The 16,718-nt window shown below is 67.3% G+C and carries 17 protein-coding genes; 12 read left to right on the forward strand and 5 right to left on the reverse strand.

What is annotated here, in order from left to right; translation table 11 throughout:
* Positions 1 to 4: 4 nt before the first annotated feature.
* The 3 genes from L1081_RS22125 to L1081_RS22135 are packed head-to-tail and all read right to left on the reverse strand — an operon-like array spanning position 5 to position 3,039.
* On the reverse strand, positions 5 to 1,336 hold the full coding sequence (locus L1081_RS22125; protein ID WP_489414094.1) for a serine hydrolase: 1,332 nt from the start codon (positions 1,334 to 1,336) through the stop codon (positions 5 to 7).
* A 4-nt stretch (positions 1,337 to 1,340) separates the two neighbouring features.
* Positions 1,341 to 2,156, reverse strand: a complete 816-nt coding sequence (locus tag L1081_RS22130) for a crotonase/enoyl-CoA hydratase family protein (RefSeq protein ID WP_489414095.1) — start codon at positions 2,154 to 2,156, stop codon at positions 1,341 to 1,343.
* A 34-nt stretch (positions 2,157 to 2,190) separates the two neighbouring features.
* Complete coding sequence (locus L1081_RS22135; protein WP_489414096.1) at positions 2,191 to 3,039, reverse strand: 3-hydroxybutyryl-CoA dehydrogenase; 849 nt, start codon at positions 3,037 to 3,039, stop codon at positions 2,191 to 2,193.
* 177 nt (positions 3,040 to 3,216) lie between these two features.
* Between L1081_RS22135 and purT the strand changes: the two genes are divergently transcribed.
* From purT to L1081_RS22185, 10 genes are all read left to right on the forward strand, one after another.
* A complete protein-coding gene (gene purT / locus L1081_RS22140; RefSeq protein ID WP_489414097.1) occupies positions 3,217 to 4,419 on the forward strand; it encodes a formate-dependent phosphoribosylglycinamide formyltransferase in 1,203 nt (400 codons plus the stop codon).
* Positions 4,420 to 4,482: 63 nt separating this feature from the next.
* Positions 4,483 to 5,427 carry a LipP1 family hormone-sensitive lipase gene (gene lipP1, locus L1081_RS22145; RefSeq protein ID WP_489414098.1) on the forward strand — a complete coding sequence of 315 codons (945 nt, stop codon included), beginning with the start codon at positions 4,483 to 4,485 and terminating at the stop codon, positions 5,425 to 5,427.
* Between the two features lie 120 nt (positions 5,428 to 5,547).
* Entirely contained in the window at positions 5,548 to 6,378 is an 831-nt protein-coding gene (locus L1081_RS22150) for a helix-turn-helix domain-containing protein (RefSeq protein ID WP_489414099.1), read from the forward strand.
* A gap of 16 nt (positions 6,379 to 6,394) precedes the next feature.
* Positions 6,395 to 7,270 carry a branched-chain amino acid ABC transporter permease gene (locus tag L1081_RS22155; RefSeq protein WP_489414100.1) on the forward strand — a complete coding sequence of 292 codons (876 nt, stop codon included), beginning with the start codon at positions 6,395 to 6,397 and terminating at the stop codon, positions 7,268 to 7,270.
* Between the two features lie 41 nt (positions 7,271 to 7,311).
* Positions 7,312 to 8,388, forward strand: a complete 1,077-nt coding sequence (locus L1081_RS22160; protein WP_489414101.1) for an ABC transporter permease subunit — start codon at positions 7,312 to 7,314, stop codon at positions 8,386 to 8,388.
* Entirely contained in the window at positions 8,385 to 9,206 is an 822-nt protein-coding gene (locus tag L1081_RS22165; protein WP_489414102.1) for an ATP-binding cassette domain-containing protein, read from the forward strand. The genes L1081_RS22160 and L1081_RS22165 overlap by 4 nt, the downstream gene beginning before the upstream one ends.
* Before the next feature lie 352 nt (positions 9,207 to 9,558).
* Positions 9,559 to 10,332, forward strand: a complete 774-nt coding sequence (locus tag L1081_RS22170; RefSeq protein ID WP_489414103.1) for an ATP-binding cassette domain-containing protein — start codon at positions 9,559 to 9,561, stop codon at positions 10,330 to 10,332.
* Positions 10,333 to 10,336: 4 nt separating this feature from the next.
* Positions 10,337 to 12,217 (forward strand): AMP-binding protein, encoded by a 1,881-nt coding sequence (locus tag L1081_RS22175; RefSeq protein ID WP_489414104.1) that lies wholly within the window; start codon positions 10,337 to 10,339, stop codon positions 12,215 to 12,217.
* Between the two features lie 32 nt (positions 12,218 to 12,249).
* Positions 12,250 to 13,416 carry an ABC transporter substrate-binding protein gene (locus L1081_RS22180; RefSeq protein ID WP_489414105.1) on the forward strand — a complete coding sequence of 389 codons (1,167 nt, stop codon included), beginning with the start codon at positions 12,250 to 12,252 and terminating at the stop codon, positions 13,414 to 13,416.
* 7 nt (positions 13,417 to 13,423) lie between these two features.
* Positions 13,424 to 13,885 carry an EVE domain-containing protein gene (locus L1081_RS22185; protein WP_489414106.1) on the forward strand — a complete coding sequence of 154 codons (462 nt, stop codon included), beginning with the start codon at positions 13,424 to 13,426 and terminating at the stop codon, positions 13,883 to 13,885.
* Between the two features lie 6 nt (positions 13,886 to 13,891).
* Here the strand turns inward: L1081_RS22185 and L1081_RS22190 are convergent, their stop codons facing one another.
* A complete protein-coding gene (locus L1081_RS22190; protein ID WP_015867683.1) occupies positions 13,892 to 14,545 on the reverse strand; it encodes a MarC family protein in 654 nt (217 codons plus the stop codon).
* A gap of 2 nt (positions 14,546 to 14,547) precedes the next feature.
* Entirely contained in the window at positions 14,548 to 15,294 is a 747-nt protein-coding gene (locus L1081_RS22195) for an SDR family oxidoreductase (RefSeq protein ID WP_489414107.1), read from the reverse strand.
* 73 nt (positions 15,295 to 15,367) lie between these two features.
* Here L1081_RS22195 and L1081_RS22200 point away from each other — a divergent pair, with 73 nt between their 5' ends.
* Entirely contained in the window at positions 15,368 to 15,973 is a 606-nt protein-coding gene (locus L1081_RS22200; protein ID WP_489414108.1) for a DsbA family protein, read from the forward strand.
* Positions 15,974 to 16,015: 42 nt separating this feature from the next.
* Positions 16,016 to 16,699, forward strand: a complete 684-nt coding sequence (locus L1081_RS22205) for a dienelactone hydrolase family protein (protein ID WP_489414109.1) — start codon at positions 16,016 to 16,018, stop codon at positions 16,697 to 16,699.
* Positions 16,700 to 16,718: the final 19 nt, after the last annotated feature.

Consider the following 16,718-nt stretch of genomic DNA (forward strand, 5'->3'; position numbering starts at 1 on the left):
GAACTCAAGGGCGCATGAGCGCTTCGGCAACCGCCTGGAAGGCCGGCAGCGTGAGCGGGTCGTTCCCCGCGCTGGCCGCCACCGGGTGCGCGGCATAGCGCACGATCACCATTTCCGCCTTCGGATCGACATAGATGCTCTGGCCGTGGATGCCGCGCGCCATGTAGGCGCCGTGCGGGTTGTGCGTGACCCACCACATGTTGCGGTACGACCAGCCCGGCAGCAGCGCATAGCCGGCCTTGGCGAATTTGGCCGGGTCGGCGCCGCGCGCGATGTCCTCGACCACCGCCTTTGGAATGGCCTGCTGCCCGTTGGGCGCGCGGCCGCCGTTGCGCATGGTCTCGCCGAAGCGCGCGAGGTCGCGCAGCACGGTGTTGAGTCCGCCGCCGCCCGACTCGGTGCCGATGCGGTCGACCATGAAGTAGGCGTCCTGCTCGGCGCCGATACGGCGCCAGATCTTCTCGCTCAGCAGGTCGGCGAGCGACTGGCCGCTGGCGCGGCGCAGGATCCAGGCGAGCACTTCGGCGTTCACCGTCTTGTAGGCGAAGGCGGCGTCGTGCGCGCCTTCCTTCTTCAGCGTCGCGAGGAATTCGTAGAACGACTTCGGGCCCGTGTAGTTCGGGCCCTGCGCCAGCATGCCGCCGGCGCGCGCATAGTCCCAGACCTCGGCCTTCGGGTCGGCGTAGTTTTCCGAGTAGTGCACGCCGATGGTCATGTCCATCACCTGGCGCACCGTGGCGTCGCCGTAGGCCGTGTCCTTGAGCTCGGGCAGGTAGCGGGTGACCGGCGCCGACGGGTCGAGCCTGCCTTCGTCCGCGAGGATGGCCGCCAGCGTGCCGACGAAGGACTTGGTGACCGACATCGCGATGTGCGGCCGCTCGGGCGTGAGAGCACCGAAGTATTTTTCGTAGACCACGCGGCCGCGGTGCAGCACCAGGATGCCGTCGGTGTAGGTGCGCGGGATCATCTGGCCGAAGCTCACCGTCTCCTCGCTGCCCAGGGGCTTGAAGGTCACGGCCTCGAGGTCGCTGCGCGGCGCCGCCGGCAGGGGGCCCGGCGCGCCGCTGCCGCGCCACACATTGGCCGTGGGCACGGTTTCGCGCACATGCGAGAAGCTCCAGCGCGTGCGCGGAAACACGCCGCCGGCCGGATCGTCGAAGGTGATCAGCCTGTCGGGCGGGGGTGGAAAGCCCTTCATCCAGCCCATGGCCCCGACCGAGGTGGCCGCGGGATCGGGCGGGGAGGCGACGGGCGCCTGGGCCAGGGAGGTGGTGGTGTTCACGGCGAGCAGTGCGAAGACGGCAGCGAGCGCCGTGCGTTTGAAGAGGCTGATCATCGTCTCAGCGGCCGCTGAAGCGCGCGGGCCGACGCTCGACGAAGGAACGCACGCCTTCGGCCGCGTCTTCGCTGTTCGACAGGCGCTTCTGCGTCTCGATGAATTCCGAGACGGCCGCGAGCGGTCCGTGCTCCACGGCCTTGATCACGTTCAGCCGCGTGGCCACCACCGCCAGCGGGGCCTGCGCCGCGATGCGCTGCGCAATGGCCAGCGCCGCGTCGAGCTCCTGTCCGGCCGGCACCACCTTCTGCACGAAGTTCAGGCGATAGGCTTCGGCGCTGTCGAACTCGTCGGCCGTGAGCAGATGCAGCATGGCATTGCCCACACCCGCGCGCTCGGCCATCCGCAGCGTGGCGCCGCCCGTGGCCATGATGCCGCGCTGCACTTCCATCTGCGAGAAGCGGCAGTTGTCGGCCGCCACCACGATGTCGGCGCCCAGCATCAGCTCGATGCCCACCGTGAAGCAGATGCCCTTGACCGCCACCACCATCGGCTTGGTGCGGCGGCGGTAGCCGGGCAGGCCGAAGTCGTGCGGCTCGACGAGGCCCGCCGGCACCGCCTTCTCGCCGCGCTTCATGTACTCGGTGACCGCCGGCAGGTCGAGCCCGGCCGTGAAGTGGTCGCCGAAGGCATGCAGCACGCCCACGCGCAGCGCGGGATCGTCGTCCAGCCGGGTGTAGGCCTCGGCCAGCTGCCGGAACATCGGCGGCGTCCAGCCGTTGCGCTTGGCCGGGCGGTTGATGCCGATCAGCAGCACGTGGCCGATCACCTGGGTGTCGATGCAGCCTTCCGCGGGTGGGGTGGTGGGGGTGGCAGTCATGGCGTTTGTCTCCTTGTTCTTGTTGGACGCCGGATCAGTAGGCGTAGACGCCGCGTCCGGTCTTGCGGCCCAGCTGGCCCGCCGCGACCATTTCCTTCAGCAGCGGGCACGGGCGGTATTTGGAGTCGCCGAACTGCTCGAGGTACACCTCCATCACGGCCAGGCACACGTCCAGGCCGATCATGTCGGCCAGCGCCAGCGGGCCGATCGGCTGGTTGCAACCCAGCTTCATGCCGGCGTCGATGTCCTCGGCCGTGGCGATGCCTTCGGACAGCACGAAGAAGGCCTCGTTGATCATCGGCACCAGGATGCGGTTGACCACGAAGCCCGGCGCGTTCTTCACCGTGATGGGCGACTTGCCCAGCTTCTCGGCCAGCGCCTTGACGGCATCGTGCGTGGCGTCGCTCGTGAGGTAGCCGCGGATCAGCTCCACCAGCGCCATCATCGGCACCGGGTTGAAGAAGTGCATGCCGATGAAGCGGTCGGCGCGCGAGGTGGCGGCCGCGAGCTGCGTGATCGAGATCGAAGAGGTGTTGGAGGCAATGATCACCTCGGGCGCCAGCAGCTCGTCGACCTGCTTCAGGATCTTGAGCTTGAGCGCATGGTTCTCGGTGGCGGCCTCGATCACGAGCTGCGCGCCCTTCAGATCGTTGTAGTCGGTCGAGCCCTTGATGAGTGCAAGCGCCGCGGTCTTCTGCTCGGCCGTGAGCTTTTCCTTCTTGATCAGGCGATCGAGACTGCCCGAGACGGTGGCCAGGCCCTTGTCGACCGCCGCCTGGGCGACATCGATCATCACCACGTTGACGCCCGACACCGCGCAGGCCTGCGCAATGCCGTTGCCCATTGTTCCGGCGCCGATGATGCCGACGGTCTGGATAGTCATGAGAAAACTCCTTGAAGAATAAAAGCGGAAAGAGGGAGCGGGTGGATGCGCCACCGCGGCAGGAGATCGATTGTGAAGCAGCCCCGCCGGGGCGCCGTTGCCGCGCGTGACACGGGCGGTGCGCGGGTGGCTTACAGTGCGGCGATTGCTTTTTCCTCCCTCTTTTCGACTCCGACCATGACCACCCTCGGCACCCCTCTTTCCCCCTCGGCCACCCGCGTGATGCTGCTGGGCTCCGGCGAACTCGGCAAGGAGGTGCTGATCGCGCTGCAGCGCCTGGGCGTGGAGACCATCGCGGTCGACCGCTACGAGAACGCGCCGGGCCAGCAGGTGGCCCACCATGCGCGCACCATCACCATGAGCGACCCCGGGCAGCTCAAGGCGCTGATCGAGGCCGAGAAGCCGCAGCTCGTGGTGCCCGAGATCGAGGCCATCGCCACGCCGATGCTCCAGCAGCTCGAGGACGCCGGCGTGGTGCGCGTGATTCCCACGGCCCGCGCCGCCCGCCTCACGATGGACCGCGAAGGCATCCGCCGCCTGGCCGCCGAGACGCTGGGCGTGCCGACCAGCCCCTACAAGTTCTGCGACTCGCTGGCCGAGCTGCAGGCGGCCATCGATGGGGGCATTGGGTATCCCTGCATCGTCAAGCCCGTGATGAGCAGCTCCGGCAAGGGCCAGAGCAAGATCGACGGCCCGGCCGACGTGCAGAAGGCCTGGGACTACGCCATGGCCGGCGGCCGCGTGAGCCACGGCCGCGTGATCGTCGAGGGCTTCATCGACTTCGACTACGAGATCACGCTGCTCACGGTGCGTGCCAGGGACGCGGCCGGCGCGGTGCAGACGCAGTTCTGCGAACCCATCGGCCATGTGCAGGTGAGCGGCGACTACGTCGAAAGCTGGCAGCCGCATCCGATGGCGCCCGCCGCGCTGCAGAAGGCGCAGCAGATTGCCGAGGCCGTCACGTCCGACCTCGGCGGGCAGGGCCTGTTCGGCGTCGAGCTGTTCGTGAAGGGCGACGAGGTCTGGTTCAGCGAAGTGAGCCCGCGTCCGCACGACACCGGCATGGTCACCATGGCCACGCAATGGCAGAACGAGTTCGAGCTGCATGCGCGCGCCATCCTCGGCCTGCCGGTCGACACCTCGCTCAAGAGCCCGGGTGCGAGCGCGGTGATCTATGGCGGCGTCGATGCCACCGGCATTGCCTTCGACGGCGTGGCCGAGGCGCTGCAGGTGCCCGGCAGCGACATCCGCCTGTTTGGCAAGCCCGAGAGCTTTGCCAAGCGCCGCATGGGCGTGGCGCTGGTGCATGCCGCGGATACCGGCACGGCGCGCCGGCTTGCCAAGGAAGCCGCCTCGCGCGTGAAGCCGCGCAAGGCATAGCCAGTTTTCGCAAGCCGCGCCAAGGCGGCGCGGGCATGGTCGGACCGATCCACCGGAGACACCATGCTGCATCCTCAGGCGCGCGCCTTGCTCGACTTCATCGAGGCGCGCGGCATCCCGCCGACCCACACGCTTTCGCCGGCCGAGGCGCGCGCCTTCTATCGCGAGCGCCGCACCGCCACGCAGCCCGAGGCCCCGCCGGTCGCCGAAGTCCGCGGGCTGGAGGCCGACGGGCCGCACGGCACCATCCCGGTGCGCCTGTACCGCCCGCTGGGTTCCATGCTCGATGCCGCGCTGCCGGTGCTCGTGTACTTTCACGGCGGCGGCTGGGTCATCGGCGACCTCGACACGCACGACGTGCTGTGCCGCTCGCTCGCCAACGGCGCGGGCTGCGCGGTCGCCTCGATCGGCTACCGCATGGGACCGGAGCACCGCTTCCCGGCCGCGGTCGACGACGTGCTCGCCGCGACCCGCTGGGTGCGCCGCGAGGCCGCCTCGCTCGGCCTCGATGCAAGCCGCCTCGCGGTGGGCGGCGACAGCGCGGGCGGCAACCTCGCGGCGGTGACGGCCATTGCGGCGCGCGATGCCGGCGACCTGCCGATCGCCTTCCAGCTACTGATCTATCCGGCCACCGACATGCGCCGCGGCCATCCCTCGCACCAAGCCAACGGCCAGGGCTACCTCCTGACCCGCGACACGATGGCCTACTTCCACGACCACTACATCGACGACGCCCGGCACGACCTCGACTGGCGCGCATCGCCGCTGCTGCATGCCGATCTCTCGGGCCTGCCGCCCGCGCTGGTGCTCACGGCTGGCTACGACCCGCTGCGCGACGAAGGCATGGCCTACGCCGAGGCATTGACCGCCGCCGGCAACCGCGCCGCGTACGTTTGCTTCGAGCGCCAGATCCACGGCTTCATCACCATGGGCAAGGTGCTCGACGAGGCCGATACGGCCATCGCGCTGTGCTGCGCCGAACTGCGCCGCGCGTTCGCGCCGGCCTAGTTCGGCCTAGGGAAAGTCCCCGCGCAAATGCACGCCGCGCAGCCGGCCCCCGCCGCTACGATCCAGCCAACGCAACGCCGGCCCCGGGCCGGCGGCGGCCCGATGCAGGAGACAGACACCATGCAGCGAACGAAGACGGCGCCGCCCGAAAGCGGCGGCGCGCAGCGCGGGGAGCGCCTGATGTGGCTCACGCACCAGCGCGTGTTCTACGCCGGGCTGCTCGGGGCCGCAGCCGAGCGCACGATGGGCGGGCACGGCGTGTACGTGTCGCCCGCGGGCGCGCCGCCGAACCGTCTGTGCATCGGCGGCGGCGCCTGGCAGACGGGCGAACTGCTGATGGTGCCGCCGCAGGTGCCGCACCGCGTGGAAAGCGCGCATCCGCTCATCTTCAACCTGCTGATCGAATCGGAGTCGGTCGATCCCGCCCGCATGCCGGCCTTCATGCAGCACTGCGGTCCGGTCGATGCACCGGCCTTCGTGCGGCGCATGCGCGACGCCCATGCGCACCTGCTTGCCGCGTCGGGCCGTGGCATCGACTTCGACGGCTTCGATTTCGATGCGCTGTTCTTCGGCGAGCCGCTGGCGCCGCGCGCGCTCGATACGCGCATCCGCAAGGTCATCGACGCCATCAACGCCGACCCGGCCGCACCCACCTCGGCGGAAGACTGCGCGGCCTCGGTGCACCTGTCGTTCTCGCGCTTCCTGCATCTGTTCAAGCAGGAAACCGGCATGGCGTTTCGCGCCTTCCGCGCCTGGAAGCGCGCGCGCAGCCTGCTGCGCTACGTGCGCCAGGCCAGCACGCTGACCGACATCGCCCTGGACACCGGCTACCCCGATTCGACGCACTTCAGCCATTCGATCCGCCAGGTCTACGGCCTGAAGCCCAGCGACATCCTGGCCGGCTCGCGCCGCCTCGCGCTGCACGACGCAGCCGGCGGCTTCAGGCAGTAGGCATAGAAGAGGCCCCATGCAGATCCTCCAACTCCTGCTGTCGGGCATTGCGCAAGGTTGCATCTACGGGCTGATCGCACTGGGCTTCGTGCTGATCTACAAGGCCACCGAAACCGTGAGCTTCGCGCAGGGCGATCTGATGATGCTCGGCGCCTTCGGTGCGTTTGCCGGCATGTCGCTGTTCGGCCTGCCGTTCTGGCTCGCGGCCCTGCTTGCAGTGGTGGCGATGGCAGCCTTCGGCGTGCTGCTCGAGCTGGTGGTGATCCGCCCGATCCTCGGGCAGCCGCAGTTCTCCATCGTGATGCTGACCATCGGCATCGCCTACGTGGCGCGCGGGCTCATCACCATGGTGCCGGGCATCGGCACCGACACCCACACGCTGCCCGTGCCCTACAAGGACCAGATCTGGAAGCTGGGCGAACTGGTGGTCAACCTCGAACAGCTCGCGATCATCGTTGCCACGGCCATCCTGTGCGGCCTGCTGTTCGCGATGTTCCGCTACAGCAAGCTCGGCATCGCGATGCAGGCTTCGTCGCAGAACCAGCTCGCGGCGTACTACATGGGCATTCCGGTGAAGCGCCTGAACGGATTGGTGTGGGGGCTGGCAGCGGCGGTCGCGGCCATTGCCGGCATGCTGCTCGCGCCCATCACCTTCGTGCACGCGAACATGGGCTTCATCGGGCTGAAGGCCTTTCCGGCCGCGGTGGTGGGCGGCTTCGGCAGCCTGCCGGGCGCGATCGTCGGCGGGCTGGTGATCGGCATCGTCGAATCGTTCGCGGGTTTCTACCTGCCCGACGGCTTCAAGGACACGGCCCCATACATCGTGGTGCTGCTGATGCTGATGATCAAGCCCAACGGCCTGTTCGGCGAGAAGCTGCGCAAGAAAGTCTGAGAAAAAACATGCGCCCCCACGCTCTTCGGCGGACCTGACCCATGCGCTTCATCTTCAAGACCAGCTACGACCAGGACATCCGCCTCGCGCGGCACGGCGGCCATGTGTTCTGGTATGGGCTGCTCGCCGCCTTTCTTGTCATTGCACCCTGGGCGATCGACGAGTACTGGCTTGCGCAGCTGACCTTCGTGCTGATCTACGGCATCGTCGGCCTGGGCCTGATGCTGCTGGCGGGCTTCACGGGGCAGTTCTCGATCGGGCATGCAGCGTTCCTTGGCGCGGGTGCCTACACGCAGGGCGTGCTGACAAACCTGGGCGTGCCGTTTCCGATTGCGCTGCTCGCGGCCGCGGCGCTGTCGGCGGTGGTGGGCGTGGTGGTGGCGCTGCCGGCCCTGCGCGTGAAGGGCATTTACCTGGGCATTGCCACGCTGTCGTTCGGCTTCATCGTGGAGGAAGTGTTCGCGCGCTGGGAGAGCGTGACGGGCGGCAACGCGGGGCTGCATGTGAAGTCGCCGCAGCTGTTCGGCTGGTCGCTCGGGTCGGGCAGCGGCTTCTACTTTCTGTGCCTGGTGGTGGCGGTGCTCAGCACGCTCGGCATCCTGAACCTGCTGCGTTCGCCGACCGGCCGTGCGTTCGTCGCGATTCGCGATTCGGAGATCTCGGCGCAGAGCATGGGCATTCACCTGGCGCGCTACAAGACGATGTCGTTCGCGATTTCGGCCGCGCTCGCGGGCCTGGGCGGTGCGCTGTATGCGCACAAGCTGAGCTTCATCTCGCCGGACCAGTTCAACATTTTGCAGTCGATCGACCTGCTGCTGATGGTGGTGATCGGCGGCCTGGGCTCGGTGCATGGCGCGTTCCTGGGCGCGATCTTCCTGATTGCGATGCCGCAGCTGATCTCGATGGGCAAGGACTGGCTGCCGGCCGTGATCGGCCAGGCGCCGGGGCTGCAGGGGCTGGTGTACGGCGTGGTGCTGATCGCGTTCGTGCTGTTCGAGCCGCTGGGGCTTTATGGTCGCTGGCTCAAGATCCGCACCTGGCTGCAGCTCTTTCCGTTCTACCGCAAGGGCCTGTTCAAGCGGCAGAAGTCGTTCACCAAGTCGGACCGATTGAGATGAGCAGCGGCGACGTTCTTCTTTCGGCCCAGGACCTGAGCGTGCGCTTCGGCGGCGTGCTCGCGGTCAACAAGGTGAGCTTCGAGGTGCGGCGCGGCGAGGTGTTCACGCTGATCGGACCGAACGGCGCGGGCAAGACGACGGTGTTCAACCTGATCAGCCGGATCTACACGCCGACGATGGGCGAGATCACGTGGCATGGCGCGGCCGCGGGGCCGCTGGCGCTGACGCAGCAGGCGCCGCACGCGATTGCGGCGCTGGGCATTGCGCGCACCTTCCAGAACATCGAGCTGTTCGAACATGCCACTGTCCTGCACAACCTCTTGATCGGCCGCCACACGCACCGGCAGACGGGGTTCTGGAGCGAGGTGTTCTTCACGGCTGCCACGCGGCGCGCGGAGATCGCGGCGCGCGAGAAGGTGGAGCAGGTGATCGACCTGCTGGACCTGCAGCATCACCGCGATTCGATGGTGGCTGGCCTGCCGTACGGCGTGCGCAAGGTGGTGGAGCTGGCGCGTGCACTGTGCACCGAGCCGAAGCTGCTGCTGCTCGACGAGCCTTCGTCCGGGCTCAACGTCGAGGAGACGGCGGACATGGCGTTCTGGATTCAGGACATCCAGCATGAGCTGGGAGTTTCCGTGCTGATGGTGGAACACGACATGTCGTTGGTGTCGAAGGTGTCGGATCGCGTGCTGGCCATGAACATGGGCGAGGTACTGGCGACCGGTACGCCGCGCGAGGTGCAGGCGGATGCGCGGGTTGTCGAGGCCTATCTCGGGACTGTGGATGACGTGAGCAGCTTGAGGAGGGTTGGGGCGTGAATGTTCTGTTCGCTGCTTCGTTGGAGACGCCCGGTATGCGGTGCGGCGCGGTCGCCCCCACTACGCCGGCCCTTCGGGCTCCCTTCCGGTGCTCGCTTTCCGCGGGGTCTCGCCCAAACTCGCTTCGCTCAAACAAGGGCGAGCCCTTATCCGCGGAAAGCTGCGCTCCTCAGCGGCGTAGAGGGGACGCCCACACCGCACCGCACACCGGGCTCGAGCGGAGGTGGAACCACCCCGAGCGTGTCCCCGGCGTTCGGGCCCATGCCCCGGGCGGGCCGGTGACGTCGGCCCGGCCGGGGCAGGGGCCCCAACGCCGCTCCCCGCCCTTGTCGAACATTCGAGGGGCAACGAAGTGACCGACGTCGTCCTTCAACTGCTCAACGTCGAAAGCGCCTACGGTCCCATCAAGGCCATCCGCGGCGTGAGCCTGAAAGTCCGCCAAGGCGAGATCGTGACCGTTCTGGGCTCCAACGGCGCAGGCAAGACAACGATCCTCAAAACGATCTCGGGAATCATCGACCCGAGAAAGGGCAGCATCGAATTCCAGGGCAAGGACATCACCGCCAAGGACCCGGCCCACATCGTCCAGCAGGGCCTGAGCCACGTGCCCGAAGGCCGCGAGGTGTTTCCGCTGCTTTCGGTGAAGGACAACCTGCTGATGGGCGCCTACACCCGCAAGGACCGCGACGGCGCGGCGCGCGACATGGAGAGCGTCTACACCTACTTTCCCATCCTGCGCGAAAGGGCCGCGCAGGATGCCGGCCTGCTCTCGGGCGGCCAGCAGCAGATGCTCGCCATCTCGCGCGCCATCATGGCCGCGCCGCATCTGATCCTGCTCGACGAACCCAGCCTCGGTCTCAGCCCCAAGCTGACGAAAGAGATCTTCGAGATCGTCGTGCGCATCAACCGCGAACGCGGCACCACCATCCTGCTGGTCGAGCAGAACGCCAACATGGCGCTCAACGCCTCCGACCACGGCTACGTGCTCGAGAACGGGCGCATCGTCATGGAAGACACCTGCGAACGCCTGCGCGAGAAGGAAGACATCAAGGAGTTCTACCTCGGCGTCAAGGACGACGGCGTGCGCGGCGAGCGGCGCTGGAAAAAGAAGAAGACCTGGAGATGACGGCATGAGCACAACCGCCCTGCGCGCTCCCGTCGGCCTCTGGGACCTGGCGCATCTGCAGCCGAGTCCGGGCATCGCCGTGCCGGGCGACACCATCCCGGCCGTGTTCTGGAAGGCCGTGGAACTGCGCGCCGACAAGGTCTGGATGCGGCAGAAGGAATTCGGCATCTGGCGCGCCTGGACCTGGCGGCAAACCGCCGAGGCCGTGCGCGAGATCGCGGGCGGCCTGCTGGCGCTGGGCTTTGGCCAGGGCGGATGCGCATCGATCCTTGCCAACACCGTCATCGAATGGGTGCTGTGCGACGTCGCCGTGCTCAGCTGCGGCGGCGTGTCCAACGGCATCTATCCCACCGACGCGGCCTCGCAGGTGCACTACCTCTGCGAGGACTCGCGCACCACGGTGCTCTTCGTCGAGGACGACGAGCAGCTCGACAAGGCGCTCGGGGTGCGCGCGCAATTGCCGATGCTGCGCAAGGTCGTCGTGTTCGACATGGAAGGCCTGCGCGAACTCGACGATCCTGGCGTCATCAGCCTGGACGCCCTGCGCGCACTCGGCCGCGACCACCTGCGGGCCCATCCGCAGGCGCTGGAGCAGCGCATTGCCGCCTGCCGCCCCGAAGACCTCGCGATCCTGGTCTACACCTCGGGCACCACCGGCAAGCCCAAGGGCGCGATGCACAGCCACCGCGGTCTGGTCTACACCATGCGCGGCTACAACACCCTGCTGGCCCAGGGCGAGGGCGACGAGCGCATGTGCTTCCTGCCGCTGTGCCACATCGCCGAGCGCATGGGCGGCGAATACTTCGCGATGTACACCGGCTCGATTCTCAACTTCGTCGAGAACCCGGAGACGGTGCCCGAGAACGTGCGCGAGATTTCGCCCACCGTGTTCACCGCCGTACCGCGCGTGTGGGAGAAGTTCTATTCGGGCGTGATGATCGCGCTGAAGGAAGCCAGCCGCCTGCAGCAGGCTGCGTACGGCTGGAGCATCGGCATCGGCCGGCAGATCGCCGAGCGCGTGCTCGAGGGCCGGCCGGTGGGCGCCTGGCTGCGCTTGAAGTTCCGCCTGGCGCGCTGGCTGGCGCTGGACAACGTGCGCAAGCTCATCGGCATCCACCGCGCGCGCTTTCTCGTGACCGGCGCGGCGCCGATCTCGCCCGAGCTCGTGCGCTGGTACCTGGCGCTGGGCGTGCCCATGCTCGAGGTCTGGGGCATGACGGAATCGTGCGGCGCCTCCACCGGCGTGCCGCCCTCGCGCATCATGCCGGGCTCGATCGGGCCGGCCACCAGCTACAACGAGGTTCGCCTCGATCCGCAAACCGGCGAAATCCTGGTGCGCGGCCCTAATGTCTTCATGGGCTACCTCAACTTGCCGGAGAAGACCGCCGAGACCATCGACGCCGACGGCTGGCTGCACACCGGCGACGTGGGAACGGTCGACGCGGGAGGGTATTTCCGCATCACCGACCGCATGAAGGACATCATCATCACGGCAGGGGGAAAGAACATCACGCCGAGCGAGCTGGAGAACGAGCTCAAGTTCAGCCCCTACATCACCGACGCAGTGGTGATCGGCGACAAGAAACCCTACCTCACGGTGATCGTCATGATCGACCAGGAGAACGTCGAGAAGTTTGCGCAGGACCACGACGTGCCGTTCAGCAACTACGAGAGCCTGACGCGCGCGCAGGAGGTGCTGGACCTGATCCAGGGCGAGATCGACCGCGTCAACGCGAAGTTTGCGCGGGTCGAGCAGATCAAGAAGTTCTTCCTGCTCGAAACGCAGCTGAGCGCAGAGGACGAGGAGCTCACGCCGACCATGAAGCTCAAGCGCAAGCTGGTCCAGGCCAAGTACGCCGAGCGCATCGAGGCCATGTACCGCTGATTCATTTTTCGTCAACCCGAGGAGACAACCCCATGAAGCTCAAGACAGTGACGACCCTGGCCGTGCTGGGCCTGGCCGCAGCGTTCGCGTCCGCGCAGCAGCAACAGGGCGTGAGCAAGGACGAGATCCGCATCGGCACCATCCAGGACCTGTCGGGTCCGCTCGCGGGCTTCGGCAAGCAGGCGCGCAACGGCATGCAGCTGCGCGTGGACGAACTCAACGAGCAGGGCAACATCCACGGCCGCAAGCTCAAGCTCTTCGTCGAGGACTCGGGCTACGACCCGAAGAAGGCCGTGCTCGCGGCGCAGAAGCTGGTCAACCAGGAGAAGATATTCATCATGGCCGGCCACATCGGCACCGCGCAGAACATGGCGGCCATGCCGGTGCAGTTCGAGAAGAACATCGTCAACTTCATGCCGATCACCGCGGCACGCGAGATGTACGAGCCGCTGCACCGGCTCAAGTATTCGTTCGCGGCCACCTACTACGATCAGATCCGCCTGGCACTGCCCAAGATGATCAAGGAGAAGGGCGCCAAGAAGGTCTGCACCATCTACCAGGACGACGAGTTCGGGCTCGAAGTGCAGCGCGGCGCCGAAGCCGGCCTGAAGACCGCCGGCATGGAACTGGCAGAAAAAACATCCTTCAAGCGCGGCGCCACCGACTTCAGCTCGCAGGTCGCCAAGATGAAGGCTGCCAACTGCGATCTCGTGGTGCTCGGCACCATCATCCGCGAGACCATCGGCACCGTGGGCGAGGCGCGCAAGACCGGCTTCAACCCGACCTTCCTGGGTTCGAGCGCGGCCTACACCGACCTGATCCACAAGCTCGGCGGCAAGGCGATGGACGGCATCTACGCCACCATGACGGTGCAGAACCCCTACACCGACGAGCAGTCGCAGCCGCTGCGCTTCTGGGCCAACAAGTACAAGACCAAGTTCAACGAGGACCCGACGGTGTTCTCGGTGTACGGCTACGTCATCATCGATTCGTTCATCAAGGCGGCGCAGAAGGCCGGCCCGAACCTCTCGACCGACAGCTTCGTCAAGGCCATGGACAGCATGACCTTCGAGCCCGACATGTTCGGCAGCGCGAAGAGCACCTACACCGCCACCAAGCGCCTGGGCAACGACCAGTCCCGCTTGTCCCAGATCAAGGATGGGAAATGGGTCGTGGTCTCCGACTATGTGACACCATAGCGGGACCATGTCCAACTACTGGTTGATGAAATCCGAGCCCGACGAGGTCTCGATCGACGACGCGCTTGCCGCACCCGGCGCCACCGTGGCGTGGACCGGCGTGCGCAACTATCAGGCACGCAACTTCATGCGCGACGGCATGAAGGTCGGCGACGGCGTGCTGTTCTATCACTCGAGCTGCCCCGAGCCCGGCATCGCCGGCATTGCACGCGTGGCCTCGGGCATCAAGCCCGACCCGACGCAGTTCGACCCGAAGTCGCCCTACTACGACCCGGCCTCGAAGAAGGAAGACCCGCGCTGGCTGCTGGTCGACGTGCAGGCCGTGCGCAAGACACGACTGCTGCCGCTGCCCGAGCTGCGCGCCAAGCCCGAGTTGGCCGACCTCGTCGTGCTGCGCAAGGGCAACCGGCTGTCGATCACGCCGGTCGAGCCCGCGCACTGGCGAGTCATCGAGAAGATGCTGGGCTGAAGGGCGTCAGCCCACGCGCTGCAGGATCGGAAACAGCTTGCCCAGGCCGTCGGCCATGACCTCGACCGCGAGCGCTGCGAGGATCAGGCCCATGAGCCGCGTCATGATGTTGATGCCTGTCTTGCCGAGCACGCGCGCAATCGGCTGCGCGAGCGAAAACGCCAGCGCGGTGGCCAGCGCCACCACCACGCCGTAACCCACCAGGAGCCCGAGCTCCCACAGGTGCTGCGTCTTGTCGGCATAGATCACCACGGTCGATATGGTGGCCGGCCCGGTGAGCAGCGGAATGGTGAGCGGCACCACCGCGATCGATGCGCCCATGGAGGCCTTCACTTCGGTGGCCCGCAGCTCCTCGACGTTGGTCTTGCTCTCGGCCGGCTTCGCGTTGAGCATCGAGAGCGAGCTCATGAGCAGCAGCAGGCCGCCGCCCACCTGGAAGCTGGCAATCGAGATGCCGAAGAACGCCAGCAGCTGCAGCCCGATCAGCGCGCTGACCGCAATCACCACGAAGGCACTGAAGGCCGACATGCGCACGGTGTGCCGGCGCTGCGCATCGCTGTAACCCTGCGTGTAGTGGATGAAGAAGGGCACGATGGCCAGCGGGTTGACGATGGCCACCAGCGTGACCAGCGGCTTGATCAGGTCCATCGAGGTGCTCACTTCTATCTCCCTCCGGTCACGTCGAGCAGCGCCATGGTGGTGTAGCTCGCTTCGGCGGACAGCAGCCACAGGATCGCGCCGGCAATTTCTTCCGCGCTGCCGGTGCGCTGCATCGGCACGGTGGGTGCGAGCTCGAAGGCGCGGCCCGGCATGCCGCCGGAGGCGTGGATCTCGGTGTCGATCAGGCCGGGGCGAACCGCGTTGACGCGGATGCCCTCGGCGGCCACTTCCTTCGCCAGGCCGATGGTGAAGGTGTCGATCGCACCCTTGCTGGCCGCGTAGTCGACATACTGGCCGGGCGAGCCCAGCCGCGCGGCGCCGCTCGAGATGTTGACGATGGCGCCACCCGATCCGCCGTGCCGGGTGCTCATGCGCCGCACAGCCTCGCGCGCGCAGATGAAGCTGCCGATCACGTTGATGCGGAACATGCGTTCCAGGCGCGCCACGCTCATTTCGTCGACACGGGCCTGCACGTCGACGACGCCGGCGTTGTTGACCAGCGCCGTGAGCCGGCCGAGCCTGGCATCGACCTTCTCGAACATGGCCAGCACCTGGGCCTCGTCGCCCACGTCGGCCTGCACGGCCATGGCGGTGCCGCCGCCCGCGCGGATGGCGCGCACCACCTCGTCGGCGGCGAGCAAGTTGCTCGCGTAGTTGACAGCCACCGCGTAGCCGCGCTGCGCCGCCAGCAGGGCGGTGGCGGCGCCGATGCCGCGGCCGCCGCCCGTGATCAAGAGCACCTGGTCCAAAACCTACCTCCTGCAGAGAAACTGCGTGTCAGTTAAAACCGTCGGCTTGGATTACATCATCGGGGGCATGCGCATGAGCACCAGCAAGACGATTGACTACTACTTTGCGCCACAGAGCCCATGGACCTATCTGGGGCATTCCCGCTTTGCCGCGATTGCCGCGGCCGCCGGCGCCACGGTGCGCGTGCGGCCGATCGACCTGGGCAGCGTGTTCCCGGTGTCGGGCGGGCTGCCGCTGGGCAAACGCGCGCCGCAGCGCCAGGCGTACCGGCTGGTCGATCTCGCACGCTGCTCGCGCCATCTCGGGCTGCCGCTGAACACCAAGCCGAAATTCTTTCCGGTGGCCAGCGACGACGCGGCCCGGGTCATCATCGCGGTCGACATGCACGACGGCACCGAGGCCGCCATGCGCATGTGCGCGGCGGTTTTCGCGGCCGTGTGGGTGCAGGAGCGCAACATCGGCGACCCGAAGGTGCTCGATTCGCTGGTCGTCGAATGCGGGCTGTCGCCCAAGCGCGCGGAGCAGTCGCAGAGCCAGGCGGTGCAGGAGCGCTACGAGGCCTACACGCAGGAGGCCATCGACATCCAGGTGTTCGGCGCGCCGAGCTACGTGATCGACGGTGAAATTTTCTGGGGGCAGGACCGCCTCGACTTCGTCGAGCGGGCGCTGCGCCCCTAACCCCGCCTTCTTTTCTCAGTTGCCATCAAGGAGCAAGACATCATGGGTCAATTCATCGATCTGAAAGCCAAGGACGGCTTCACCTTTCCCGCCTACGTGGCCGAACCCGCCGGCAAGCCGCGCGGCGCGGTGGTCGTGGTGCCGGAGATCTTCGGCGTCAACTCGCACATCCGTTCGGTGGCCGACGGCTACGCGGCCGACGGCTATCTGGCGGTGTCGCCCTCGACCTTCCATCGCGTGAAGCCCGGCGTCGAGCTCGGCTACAGCGACGAGGACATGAAGGCCGGCTTCGCGCTGAAGACCGCGGTCGAGGCGCTGCCCGCGCCCGGCGTGCTGCAGGACATCGAGGCCGCCGTGGCCTACGCGTCCAAGGCCGGCAAGGTCGGCATCGTGGGCTATTGCTGGGGTGGCCTGCTGGTCTGGCGCGCCGCCAGCCTGGTTCCGGGCATTGCCGCCGCGGCGCCGTACTACGGCGGCGGCATGACCACGCCGGAAGAAACCGCGCGCCAGCCCAAGGTGCCGGTGCTCGCGCATTTCGGCAACCAGGACCACTGGATCCCGCTGGACACCATCGAGGCCTTCAAGAAGGCGCATCCCGAGGTGGAAGTGCACGTCTACGAATCGGGCCATGGCTTCAACTGCGACCAGCGCGGCTCCTACAACGCCGAGGCCGCCAAGCTCGCGCGCACGCGCACGCTCGCGTTCTTTGCCATGCACGTCGGCTGATTGGCCTGCCGGCCGGGCG

Source organism: Variovorax sp. MSC1_012 (assembly GCF_023667525.1).
GTDB lineage: Bacteria > Pseudomonadota > Gammaproteobacteria > Burkholderiales > Burkholderiaceae_C > Variovorax > Variovorax beijingensis_B.

Excerpts from the sequence above, each read along its gene's own strand:
- L1081_RS22180 (WP_489414105.1), top strand. The coding sequence starts at position 12,250 with ATGAAGCTCAAGACAGTGACGACCCTGGCCGTGCTGGGCCTGGCCGCA.
- L1081_RS22165 (WP_489414102.1), top strand. The coding sequence starts at position 8,385 with ATGAGCAGCGGCGACGTTCTTCTTTCGGCCCAGGACCTGAGCGTGCGC.
- L1081_RS22185 (WP_489414106.1), top strand. The coding sequence starts at position 13,424 with ATGTCCAACTACTGGTTGATGAAATCCGAGCCCGACGAGGTCTCGATC.
- L1081_RS22150 (WP_489414099.1), top strand. The coding sequence starts at position 5,548 with ATGCAGCGAACGAAGACGGCGCCGCCCGAAAGCGGCGGCGCGCAGCGC.
- L1081_RS22205 (WP_489414109.1), top strand. The coding sequence starts at position 16,016 with ATGGGTCAATTCATCGATCTGAAAGCCAAGGACGGCTTCACCTTTCCC.
- L1081_RS22135 (WP_489414096.1), bottom strand. The coding sequence starts at position 3,039 with ATGACTATCCAGACCGTCGGCATCATCGGCGCCGGAACAATGGGCAAC.
- L1081_RS22130 (WP_489414095.1), bottom strand. The coding sequence starts at position 2,156 with ATGACTGCCACCCCCACCACCCCACCCGCGGAAGGCTGCATCGACACC.
- L1081_RS22125 (WP_489414094.1), bottom strand. The coding sequence starts at position 1,336 with ATGATCAGCCTCTTCAAACGCACGGCGCTCGCTGCCGTCTTCGCACTG.
- purT (WP_489414097.1), top strand. The coding sequence starts at position 3,217 with ATGACCACCCTCGGCACCCCTCTTTCCCCCTCGGCCACCCGCGTGATG.
- L1081_RS22155 (WP_489414100.1), top strand. The coding sequence starts at position 6,395 with ATGCAGATCCTCCAACTCCTGCTGTCGGGCATTGCGCAAGGTTGCATC.
- L1081_RS22160 (WP_489414101.1), top strand. The coding sequence starts at position 7,312 with ATGCGCTTCATCTTCAAGACCAGCTACGACCAGGACATCCGCCTCGCG.
- lipP1 (WP_489414098.1), top strand. The coding sequence starts at position 4,483 with ATGCTGCATCCTCAGGCGCGCGCCTTGCTCGACTTCATCGAGGCGCGC.
- L1081_RS22200 (WP_489414108.1), top strand. The coding sequence starts at position 15,368 with ATGAGCACCAGCAAGACGATTGACTACTACTTTGCGCCACAGAGCCCA.
- L1081_RS22175 (WP_489414104.1), top strand. The coding sequence starts at position 10,337 with ATGAGCACAACCGCCCTGCGCGCTCCCGTCGGCCTCTGGGACCTGGCG.